General features: G+C 61.9%; 2 protein-coding genes and 1 pseudogene. All 3 read right to left on the bottom strand.

Features of this window, described 5'->3' with window-relative positions; translation table 11 throughout:
• Nucleotides 1-39 precede the first annotated feature (39 nt).
• The gene (locus AC1DVH_RS30815) at nt 40-987 is read right to left on the bottom strand and encodes an HlyD family secretion protein (protein ID WP_477756972.1); all 948 of its coding nucleotides are present in this window, start codon (nt 985-987) and stop codon (nt 40-42) included.
• Nucleotides 988-991: 4 nt separating this feature from the next.
• On the bottom strand, nt 992-1,192 hold the full coding sequence (locus AC1DVH_RS30810) for a DUF1656 domain-containing protein (RefSeq protein ID WP_108217534.1): 201 nt from the start codon (nt 1,190-1,192) through the stop codon (nt 992-994).
• Nucleotides 1,182-1,605 (bottom strand): annotated as a pseudogene (locus tag AC1DVH_RS30805) (FUSC family protein); the annotation flags it as partial. The gene AC1DVH_RS30810 and the pseudogene AC1DVH_RS30805, both read right to left, overlap by 11 nt.

Below are 1,605 nucleotides of genomic sequence, written 5' to 3'. Positions count from 1 at the left end.
CGTTGACGTCCATCGCGAGCAAGCTCGCTCCTACAGGGGTTAGCGGTGTTCTTCGACGGTCACAGTGGCCGTGGTCCCCGCCCTCAGGTTGTTTTTACCGGCATAGTCGGCATCGATCTCGATCCGCACCGGCACCCGTTGCGCCAGCTTGATCCAGGTGTAACTGGGGTTGATATTCGCCAGCAGGCGGCCACCGGGCAGGTTTTCCCGGTCGGCAATGGCAAAGGCGATGCTCTGCACTTTGCCGCCGAACGTCTCGCCACTCATCAACTCGATCTTGACCCGGTCGCCCTCCCCGATCCGCGGCAACTTGGTTTCTTCAAAGTAACCGCTGACATAGAACGAATCGCTGTCCACCAACGCCAGCAATGGACCGCCGGCCGAGGCGTAGTCGCCCTCCCGGGTCAGCAGATTGGTGACATATCCGCTCACCGGGGAGACGACGTGGGTACGCTGCAAATCGAGCTCGGACTGGGTCAAGGCCGCGATGGCCAGTTGCACGTTAGCCTGGGCCAACACCAGGTTGGCCTGATTACGCAGCAAGTCAGCCTGGGCCACCGACACGTCGGTGTTGGCTTTTTCCCACTCTTCGCCGGAAATCGCCGAACGATCCTTGAGCGTACGCCGCCGTTGCTCTTCGCTCTGACGTTGTTTGAGCAACGCTTCGCTGGCGGTAATGGTCGCCTGGGCCTGCCCGAGCGAGGCCTTCGCCACCTCAACGGCACGTTTGGCATGCTCCACCGCCAGGATGTAACGCGCCGGATCGATCTCCAGCAACGCCTGGCCTTTGTTCACATGCTGGTTGTCCTGCACGGTCAGGCCGACGATTCGCCCCGAAACGTCGGCGGATAAGGTCACCACATCGGCACGCACCCGGGCATCCCGGGTCCAGGGGGCGCGGGTGTAATGTTCCCAGGCGAACCAACCCAGGATAACGGCCAGCAGTACCACCGCCAGCGTCGTGAGTCGGGAAAGGATGTTCTTCAAGGCATCAGGCTCCCATCACCAGGATCAATGTGGCGCAGACGCAGACGTATAGCGCGCCTTCGAACAACGCTTCGTGCCAGACAAACTGCAGCACACCGAGACGCCGCAACGTCCAGTCCAGCAGCAGGAAAATCGGCACGCCCAGCAGCAGCGCCTGAGCAATCGGGGGCAGGTAGGCACCACCCACTTCCAGATCAATGGGCAAGGACAGGGTCTCCTTCAAGGCCTGCGGGTTGAAAGTAGCCGCGATAACGCTCGACGAACGACACCACGATCAACAGCGACACGCGCATACGGAACACCGACCACAAGTGCTCATGAACATCGGTATGCAGGGCATCCAGTTCGTCGCCCAGGGTGTGGAGGCTATCCAGCACCAGCGCCACTTCGACCCCGGGCCGACCGGCGACCAGCCTCCCCGTTTCCCGCACTGTCGAGAACAGGCGACTTTGCAGATCCGGACTCAGCAGTGCGTTGTTCTGCCCCTGCTGCCTGAGCTGATTCAAGGCAATACCCAGTGCCATGCAGGCCAGGCTGACCTGGAACCGCTCACGCGATTGTGGCTCCCGGGTCGCCGGCAGCAGCCCCAGCATCATGGTCAGGCGATCGACCATACGG

Source organism: Pseudomonas sp. P4_C3 (assembly GCF_056402075.1).
This window is presented reverse-complemented; position numbering and strand designations above follow the sequence as displayed.